Here is a 9,218-nt window from a genome sequence, read left to right as displayed (position 1 = left end):
CCGCAGCGCCGGCCCGGCCAGCGGCCCGCCCCGCGGCCCGCCCCGCGGCCCGGCCCGCTGCCGACGCGGCCCGGTGGGGCGCGGCCCGGCGGCGCCCGGCGTGCCGGGTGCCGTGCTCGCCCGCGAGCACCCCGGCCGCCCACAGCGCCTCGCGCCGGTCCAGCCCGAAGCACCCCAGCGCCCCGGCGGTGGCGAGCGCCTCGAGCTGGGCCGCGGTGAGGTCCACCCGCCGGGCCAGGTCCGGCAGGTCGGCGAACGGGCCGCCGCGCTCGCGCTCGGCGACGATCCGCTCGGCGGTCTTCTCCCCCACCCCGCGCACCGGCGCCAGCCCCAGGCGCACGGCCAGGTGGGCGTGGGGGCGGACGAGACCGGCGGCGTCGGCGGACGCCGGGGGCTGCAGCCGCGTGCCGGCGGCGGCGGACGCCGGGGGCTGCAGCCGCGTGCCGGCGGCTGCGGGCGCCGGGACCGTGCCGACGTCGCCGTCTCGTGCCGGACTCGGCGTCTCACCGGGGTGAGCGGAAGCTGACGCCTCCCCCGTGACCAGCCGCTCCACCTGGGCCTGGGCCGCCGAGGCGTTGACGTCGGCGCGGCGCACCGCCACCCCGTGCCGGCGGGCGTCGGCCACCAGCGACTGCGGGGAGTAGAAGCCCATCGGCTGGGCGGCGAGCAGGGCCGCGAAGAACGCCTCGGGGTGGTGCACCTTGAGCCAGGCGCTGGCGTAGACGAGGTAGGCGAAGGAGAAGGCGTGCGACTCCGGGAAGCCGAAGTCGGCGAAGGCCTTGAGCTTGTCGTAGATCGCCTCGGCCACCTCCCCGGTCACGCCGTTGGCGGCCATCCCGGCCAGCAGCCGGCCGTGCAGGGCCTCCATCCGCTCGGTCGAGCGCTTGGAGCCCATGGCCTTGCGCAGCTGGTCCGCCTCCGCCGGGGAGAAGCTGGCGACGTCGATGGCGATCTGCATGAGCTGCTCCTGGAACAGCGGCACGCCGAGGGTCTTCGACAGCGCCGGCTCGAGCAGCGGGTGCAGGTAGGTCACCTTCTCCCGGCCCAGCCGCCGGTTGATGTAGGGGTTGACCGAGTCGCCCTGGATGGGCCCGGGCCGGATGAGCGCGACCTCGACGACGATGTCGTAGAAGCACCGCGGCCGCAGCCGCGGCAGGGTGGCCATCTGGGCGCGCGACTCCACCTGGAAGACCCCGACGGTATCCGCCGCGCACAGCAGGTCGTAGACGGCCGGGTCCTCCTGGGGCAGGGAGTGCAGGCCGATCTCGGCGCCCCTCGCGTCCGCGTCCGCGCGGTAGCCGGGGGCGTTGATCGCGTCGAAGGCCAGGCGCAGCGCGGTGAGCATGCCCAGCCCCAGCAGGTCGAACTTCACCAGCCCGGCGTCGGCGCAGTCGTCCTTGTCCCACTGCAGCACCGTGCGCCCGGGCATGGTGGCCCACTCCACCGGGCAGACCTCGATGACCGGCCGGTCGCACAGCACCATGCCGCCGGAGTGGATGCCCAGGTGCCGGGGCAGGCGCAGCATCCGCTCGGCGACGTCGAGCACGGGGTCGGGGATGCCGCTGACGTCGTCCGCCGGGGCCGGGGCCCGCCCGTCCCGGGTGAGCACCTCCGTGCCGCGCTGGCCGTCGTCGGGGCCGCGCAGGCTGCCCCACCGCTCGATGCTCTTCGACCACGCGTCCTGCTGGCCGACGTCGTACCCGAAGGCCCGGGCGGCGTCGCGCACCGCCGAGCGGGGCCGGTAGGAGATGACGTTGGCCACCTGGGCGGCGTGCTCGCGCCCGTAGCGCTCGTAGACGAACTGGATGACCTCCTCGCGCCGGCCGGACTCGATGTCGAGGTCGATGTCCGGCGGGCCCGAGCGCCCCGGGGAGAGGAAGCGCTCGAAGAGCAGCCGGTGCTGGACGGCGTCCACGGCGGTGATGCCCAGCGCGAAGCAGACCGCGGAGTTGGCCGCCGATCCCCGGCCCTGGCACAGGATGTGCCGGCTCCGGCAGAACTCCACGATCTCGTGGACGATGAGGAAGTAGCCGGGAAAGTGCAGCTGCTCGATGACCTCCAGCTCGTGCTCGATCATCGCGTAGGCGCCGGACACGCGCTCCGCCCCGCGCGGGCCGTAGCGCTCGGCGGCGCCGCGGGAGGTCAGCTCGCGCAGCCACGTCGCCTCGGTGTGCCCGGGCGGGACGGGGTGCGGGGGCAGGTCCGGCGCGACGAGCTGGAGGTCGAAGGCGCACCCGGCGGCCAGCGCCACCGACGCGGCGACGGCGTCGGGGTGGCGGTGGTGCCGGGCGGCCATCTCCGCCCCCGAGCGCAGGTGGGCCGGGGAGGCGGGGAGCCAGCCGTCGATCTCCTCCAGGCTCGCGCGGGCCCGGGTGGCGGCCAGGACGTCGGCGAGCACCTGGTCGCCGGGGCGGGCGCAGTGCACCGCGCCGGTGGCCACCAGCGGCAGGCGGGCGGCCCGCGCGAGCTCCGCCAGGGCGTCGTTGCGGGCGGAGGCCGCCGGCCCGTCCTCGGTGATCTCCACGGCCACGTTGTCCCGCCCGAACAGGGCGGCGAGCCGGTCCAGCTCGGCGCGCGCGGCCCGCTCGCCGTCGGCCCCCTCCAGGGCCCGGCGCACCGCGCCCTTGCGGCAGCCGGTGAGCACCAGCCAGTGCCCGCCCGCCTGGGCGGCGAGGTCCTCGAGGTCGTAGTCGGCCCGGCCCTTGGCCCCCGCGGACAGGTGCGCCCGGGCCAGGGCGCGCGAGAGACGCCGGTAGCCCTCCGGGCCGCGGGCCAGCACGAGGAGGTGGGAGCCGTCGGGATCCATCTGCCCGCCGGCCCCGGCCGCCGTGGCCCCGCCGGCACGCCCGGTGGTGGCCAGGTTCAGCTCGGCGCCCAGCACGGTGGCCAGGCCCAGGGACCGGGCCGCCTCGGCCAGGCGCACCACGCCGTAGAGCCCGTCGTGGTCGGTCAGGGCCAGCGCCTCCAGCCCCAGGCGGGCGGCCTCGGCGGCGAGCTCCTCGGGCTGGCTCGCGCCGTCGAGGAAGCTGAAGGCCGAGTGCGCGTGCAGCTCGGCGTAGGGGACCGCCACCCGTGCAGTATATCGAACGTGCGTTCGAAGTTCCTCGGCTCGAGCGGCGTCGTTCGCGCTCGGTCGGACGACGACATGTCCCGACAGTGGCTCACGGCAGGGAGAGGACGATTCGCGAGGCCAAGGCGGCGCGTCAGCCCGCCTCGCGCGCCCGCCGGTGGCGCAGCAGCACGACGCCGTTGCCGAAGGTCCGGGTCTCGACCAGCCGCAGCGGCAGCCGCGCCCCGGCGTCGGCGAACAGCGGCTTGCCGCGGCCGATGAGGACGGGGTGGACGTAGGTGCGGAACTCGTCGATCAGGTCGTGCCGGAGGAACGCCGCGGCCAGGTCCGCCCCGCCGAGCACCAGGTCGCCGCCGGGCTCGGCCTTGAGCGCCGCGACCTGCTCGGGAACGACGTCGCGCACGATGGTGCTGTTCCAGCCCGCCTCCTGCAGGGTGCGGGAGTAGACGTACTTGGGCTTTTCCCGCCAGATCCCGGCGAACTCACGGATGATGTCGGGCGCGGCGGGGTCGGCGTCGGCGGTGGGCCAGAAGTCCTCCATGAGCTCGTAGACGACGCGGCCGTGGAGGAACGCGCCCATCGGGCGCAACGAGTCGTTCATGTGCTGATGCAGCTCGTCGTCGACGACGTGCCAGTCGATCTCCCGGTTCGGGCCCTCGATGTAGCCGTCCAGCGAGATTCCCATGTGCAGGATGACCTGACGCATCGCCGCTCCCGTGGTCGTCGCCGTACCCGGCACGTCCGGCCGGCAGGCCTCAGTGTGCCCGCCCAGCACGGCGCCCGCGCGAGGTTCGGGGCGGGATCCGTCAGTCGCCGTCGTTCCGCGCAGCCGCTGCCGGTCAGGTCTCGTCGTCGTGCTCGCCGTTGACCCAGGCGATGTGCCGGGCGGCCGAGTACCGCACGGCGGCCTTGGCGCCGGCCGGGACGACGCCGGCGAAGTTGCCGTAGAGCCGGTCGAAGGCGAGCGGCTCGACGGCGCGCGCCAGCCGCTCGACGACCGCCCCCGACAGCGGGATGCGGTTCGGGTAGCTCCGCATGAACGAGACCGTGACCCGGTCCGGGTTCGGCGAGATCGTGTCGCCCGCCAGCAGCGCCCCGGCCCCGCCGGAACCGGCCGGCCAGTGCGCGACGGCGCTGCCCGGAAAGTGCCCGCCGATCTGGTGCACGGTCACCCCGGGCACGACCTCGAGGGTGCCGGACCAGGACCGCACCGCCGCGTCGGGGCGGGCGAGCCAGCGGGCGTCGGCCTCGTTGACGAGCACCGGGACCCCGCCCAGGGCACGGCTCCACTCGACCTGGACGCCGAACATGTGCGGGTGGCTCGCCGCGATGGCGACCACGGGCCCGAGGTCGCGCACCCGCCGGACGGTGTCGTCGTCGAGGTAGCCGGTGGGGTCCCACAGCAGGTTGCCCGCCCGGGTGCGCACGAGCAGCGCGCGCTGCCCGATGCCGACCTCCGGGTCGACGGTGATGCCGAACAGGTCGGGCTCGACCTCCTCGACCGCCATCTTCCGCTCCGGGGTGTGCAGCTCCTCGAGCGTGGTCCACCGCTGGCCGGCGGCGGGCACCCACTGCCGCTCATCGGCGCAGATCTCGCACACCTGCGGCGGGTGGTCGGTGTCGGGGTGCTCGACGGCGCAGGTGCGGCAGATCCAGACGGTCATGGGGCGATCCTGCCCATCCGCGCCTGATTTGCCCAGCCTCTCGCGCGCGGACCGCGGCCGCGGACTATCCTCGGCGTCACGTGTCGTCGAGGGGGCAACCGTGGACGGTGACGTGACGCTCGCGCCCCGCGGGGCCCCGCTGGTGGTGCCGCTCGCCGACCCCCGGGCGCGCGCCGTGGCGGTCGCCGGCGGGAAGGCGGCGAGCCTGTCCGCGCTGCTGGGCGCCGGGCTGCCGGTGCCCGACGGGTTCTGCGTCACCACCGCCGCCTACGACCGGGCCGCCGCCGACGCCGACCTGGGCGCGGCGGTGGCGGCGCTCGCTGCCGAGCCGGCCGAGGGCGACGGGCCGGTGGGGAGCGGGGCGGGAGCCGGCGCGGCGGCCGACACCACATCGGCGGCCCAGGGGCGGGCCCCGACGACGCTGCGCACGGCGTTCGCCGTCCCGGCCGCGCAGGCCCGGTCCCGGCTGCGCGCCACCCCGGTCCCGGCCGCGACGGCCGCGGCCGTCCACGCCGCCTACGCCGCGCTCGGCCCGGACGTCCCGGTCGCGGTGCGCTCCTCGGCCACTGCCGAGGACCTGCCCGAGGTCAGCTTCGCCGGCCAGCAGGACACCTTCCTCGGCGTCGTCGGCGCCGAGGCGGTGCTCGACGCCGTGCGCCGGTGCTGGGCCTCGCTGTGGACCGACCGGGCGGTGGCCTACCGGCAGGCGAACGGCATCGACCACCGGGCGGTGGGCATCGCCGTCGTCGTCCAGGTCATGGTCGAGGCGGCAGTGTCCGGGGTGCTCTTCACGGCCAATCCCCTCACCGGCCGACGCGGGGAGACGGTCGTCGACGCCGCCCCGGGGCTGGGCGAGGCGCTGGTCAGCGGAGCGGTCAACCCCGACCAGTGGGTGGTGGACACCGCGACGGGCGAGATCCTGCGCCGCACGCCCGGCCAGCGGCCCGGGCCGGCCGAGGATGCCACGCCCGGGCTGTGCCTCACCGACGCCCAGGTGCGTGAGCTGACCCGGCTGGGGGCGCGCGCCGAGCAGGGGGCCGGGCTGCCACAGGACGTGGAGTGGGCCGTCGGGGCGGACGGGCGGATCTGGGTGGTGCAGTCCCGGCCCATCACCACGCTGTACCCGCTGCCCGAGCCGGACGCCGACGACGGCTCGCGGGTCTACCTGTGCGCCAGCCTGCTGCAGGGCATCACCGGCCCGATGACCCCGATGGGCCTGTCGGTGTTCGACACGATGCTGGTGCGCTACCGGCCCACGGCGCCCGGGTCGGCCGAGACCTTCCGGTACGCCCACCCCGGGCTGCGCCTGTACCTCGACATGACCGGCTCGCTGCGGACCACGGGCGGGCGGGCGATGTTCGCCCGGGCGATGAGGATCGCGGATGCCCGCTCCGTGGCGGTGATCCACCGGCTCATGGAGGACCCGCGCTTCGCCGTCACCCAGGGGTGGACCCCGCGCTCCCTGCTGGGGATGTACCGCTCGCTGCCCCAGCTCAAGGCGCTGCCGCAGGTGGCCGTCGCCCTGGTGCGGCCGGCGGCCGCGACGGACCGCAGCCGGCGCGCCGCGCAGGCCGCCCGCGAGGCTGCGGACCTGCCCGACCGCGCCCGGCCCGAGCAGCGGCTGGACCTCGTCGAGCAGCAGCTCGGCCCGGACCTCATGATGGTCGTGATCGACCAGGTCGCCCCCGCCGTGGCCGCCTACATCTGGTTCGGCGTCGCCCGGGGGCTGCTCGGCCCGCTCGCCCGGCCCGGCGAGCTGCCGACGGTGCTCCAGGGGCTGCCCAACAACGTCACCACGGAGATGGACCTGGAGCTGTGGCGCACCGCCACCCTGGTGCGCGAGGACCCCGCCTCCGCCGCCGCACTGCGGGACGCGGACCCCCGGGTGGTCGCGCGCCGCTACGCCGAGGGGTCCCTCCCGCCGGTCGCCCAGCACGCCCTCGGCGACTTCCTCGCCCGCTACGGGCACCGTGCGGTCGCCGAGATCGACCTGGGGGTGCCGCGCTGGGCCGACGACCCCACCCACATCGTCAACGTCCTGGCCAACTACCTCCGCCTCGCCGACCCCGAGCAGGCCCCGGACCGGCAGTTCGCCCGGGCCGCCCGGGAGGCGGAGGCGATGGCGGCGGAGCTCACCCGGCGGGCGGAGCGGCGCGGCCGGCTCCGCGGCCGGGTGGTCGGCTACGGCCTGCGTCGCGCCCGGGCCGCCGCCGGGCTGCGCGAGCAGCCCAAGTTCGCCCTGGTGCTCGTGCTCGCCGCGCTGCGCCGCCAGGTCGCCCAGGTGGGCGCGGCGCTCGCGGCCGCCGGGCGGATCGCGACGGTGGAGGACGTCTTCTTCCTCGACCTCGCCGAGGCGCGGGTCGGCCTGCGCGGCGCGGACCTGCACGAGGTGGTGGCGGAGCGCCGGCGGGTCTACGAGCGGGAGACGCGCCGCCGCCACGTCCCGCGCGTGCTGCTCTCCGACGGCACCGACGTCGAGGCAGCCATCGCCGCCGAGGCGGCGGCCGCCGGCGGCGCTTCACCCGGGACGCTTTCCGGGGCGCCGGCGTCCCCCGGCACCGTGACCGGGCGGGCCCGGGTGGTCCTCGAGCCCGCCGGTGCCCGCCTCGAGCCGGGCGAGATCCTCGTGGCCCCGTCCACCGACCCGGGCTGGACCCCGCTGTTCCTCACCGCCGGCGCGCTGGTGATGGAGATGGGCGGGGCCATGTCGCACGGCGCGGTCGTCGCCCGCGAGTACGGCATCCCGGCGGTCGTCGGCGTGCCGGAGGCGACGGCGCGCATCCGCACCGGGGACACCGTCACGGTCGACGGGTCCGCCGGAACCGTGACTCTGGGCAGCGGAGCGCCCTGACACGCTTCCCCGGCACCTACACCTGCGCCGGCACCGGCACCGGCACCTGCGCCGGCACCGGCACCGGCAGCAGGTCGGCGCACCGCGGCGCCGTCAGTCGTACACGCCCTCGACCTGCCAGGCGCCGCGCTCGACGGCGAGCAGCAGGGCCGGCGCGCCGTCCGGGACCACCTGGACGTAGGCCCGGCGCCGCCCCTCGGCGCTCCACCACCGCTCGGTCACCGGCCACGGCCCGGCCCAGGCCAGCAGCGGGTACTCCCCCGCCGCCACCGGCGCCGGCCCCTCGGGCCGGTCGGGCGCGGGCACGACGACGCGCGCCGGGGCGGCGCTCGCCCGCCCGCGGGCGTCCACCCGCACGGTGGCCCCCGCGGCGTCGACCAGCCCGACCGGCACCGGGTCGCTCGGCACGGTGGCCGGCCACGGCGCGGGCACCTGCCCCGGCCACGGCGCGTCCGGGCGGCGCAGCGGCGCCGGGTCGTCGCCCCAGGCCACCAGCCGGGCGCCGGACCGCGGGTCCCGCCCGCCCTGGAGCACGGGGACGAGCACCCCCTCCGCGCCGAGCAGGCCCTGCACGCGCAGCGCGGCCCGCCCGGCCTGGACCTGCCCGCGCAGCGAGCGGCCCCACAGCCCGTCCTGCACCGCCCCGGCCGGGCTGACCTCCTGCGCCGCCAGCTCCAGGTGGGTCAGCGGGGCCGACGGCGCCCGCCCGCTGCGCCCGGCGAGCCAGCCCTCGAGCTGCCAGCGCACCCGGTCGGTCAGCTCGGCGGCGGTGGGGGCGCCGTCGAGGCTCCACGTGCGGACCAGCTCGTTGCCGTCCTCGGTGCGGGCGGTGACCTGCAGCCGGGCGCACAGCACCCCGCGGCGCAGCATGCGCTCGGTGAGCTGCTCGGCCAGGGCGCGGGCGGCGAAGGCCGCCACGTCGGCGCGCGCGGCGGGCGGGTCGAGCTCGGTGGCGGCGAGGACGTCGTCCTCCGGGCGGCGCGTGGCGGGCGGGCGGGCGTCCAGGCCCCGGGCCAGGCGGTGGGCGAGGAGGCCGCGGGTGCCGAAGCGGGCGGCGACGTCGCCGGTCTCCAGCCGGGCGAAGGCACCTAGGGTGCGCAGCCCCAGGCGGCGCAGCAGGTCGACGAGCTCGGCCGTCTCGGCGTCCGCCTGCCGGGTGCTGGCGGCCAGGGCCAGGGCGCCGACGTCCTGCCCGCCGAGGAAGGCCGCGGTGGCCTCCGCCCCGGCGGGCACGAGGACCCCGGCGCGCGCGGCGAGCATGGCGGCGAGCAGCCCGTCGCCCAGGCCCACCTGGCACTCGGCGCCGGTCTCCGTGGCGACAGTGCCCACGAGCAGCTCGGCGAGGCCCTCCTCGGAGCCCACGTGCCGCACCGGGCCGCGGGCGAGGAAGACCACCATGCCCGGGCGCACCACCTCGACCTCGGCCACCACCGTCTCCACGGCCTGGACGAGCGGCTCGAACGCGCGCGCGTCGCGCACCGGGTCGGTGGGCAGCAGCACGAGCTCGGGGCACAGCTGCTGGGCGCTGCGCCGGCGCATGCCGCGCCGCACCCCGGCCGCGCGGGCGGGGGCGGAGGCGACGAGGACGCCGCGGTTGTCGTGCACCGCGACCGGCACCTGGGGGTCGACCATC

4 protein-coding genes and 1 pseudogene are annotated in these 9,218 nt (G+C 77.3%); 1 reads left to right on the top strand and 4 read right to left on the bottom strand.

All coding sequences use genetic code 11. From position 1 onward, the window contains the following. Window positions 1-121: 121 nt before the first annotated feature. The 3 genes and pseudogenes from GD880_RS17200 to GD880_RS17190 form a co-directional block, all read right to left on the bottom strand. A pseudogene (locus tag GD880_RS17200) lies at window positions 122-3,067 on the bottom strand (error-prone DNA polymerase); the annotation flags it as partial. A 136-nt stretch (window positions 3,068-3,203) separates the two neighbouring features. After that, window positions 3,204-3,776 carry a dihydrofolate reductase family protein gene (locus GD880_RS17195; protein ID WP_152232833.1) on the bottom strand — a complete coding sequence of 191 codons (573 nt, stop codon included), beginning with the start codon at window positions 3,774-3,776 and terminating at the stop codon, window positions 3,204-3,206. Window positions 3,777-3,909: 133 nt separating this feature from the next. After that, on the bottom strand, window positions 3,910-4,734 hold the full coding sequence (locus GD880_RS17190; RefSeq protein ID WP_152232832.1) for an MBL fold metallo-hydrolase: 825 nt from the start codon (window positions 4,732-4,734) through the stop codon (window positions 3,910-3,912). 100 nt (window positions 4,735-4,834) lie between these two features. Between GD880_RS17190 and GD880_RS17185 the strand changes: the two genes are divergently transcribed. Continuing rightward, a complete protein-coding gene (locus tag GD880_RS17185; protein WP_226909781.1) occupies window positions 4,835-7,585 on the top strand; it encodes a PEP/pyruvate-binding domain-containing protein in 2,751 nt (916 codons plus the stop codon). A gap of 93 nt (window positions 7,586-7,678) precedes the next feature. Here GD880_RS17185 and GD880_RS17180 read toward each other — a convergent pair whose 3' ends face one another. Continuing rightward, on the bottom strand, window positions 7,679-9,217 hold the full coding sequence (locus GD880_RS17180; protein WP_152232843.1) for a Y-family DNA polymerase: 1,539 nt from the start codon (window positions 9,215-9,217) through the stop codon (window positions 7,679-7,681). Window position 9,218: the final 1 nt, after the last annotated feature.

It is taken from the genome of Georgenia ruanii (genome assembly GCF_009193175.1).
Taxonomy (GTDB): Bacteria; Actinomycetota; Actinomycetes; order Actinomycetales; family Actinomycetaceae; genus Georgenia; species Georgenia ruanii.
Note: the sequence above shows the minus strand (reverse complement) of the source record. Positions and strands in the feature narration are given on the sequence as shown.

Excerpts from the sequence above, each read along its gene's own strand:
- GD880_RS17190 (WP_152232832.1), bottom strand. The coding sequence starts at position 4,734 with ATGACCGTCTGGATCTGCCGCACCTGCGCCGTCGAGCACCCCGACACC.
- GD880_RS17180 (WP_152232843.1), bottom strand. The coding sequence starts at position 9,217 with ATGGTCGACCCCCAGGTGCCGGTCGCGGTGCACGACAACCGCGGCGTC.
- GD880_RS17195 (WP_152232833.1), bottom strand. The coding sequence starts at position 3,776 with ATGCGTCAGGTCATCCTGCACATGGGAATCTCGCTGGACGGCTACATC.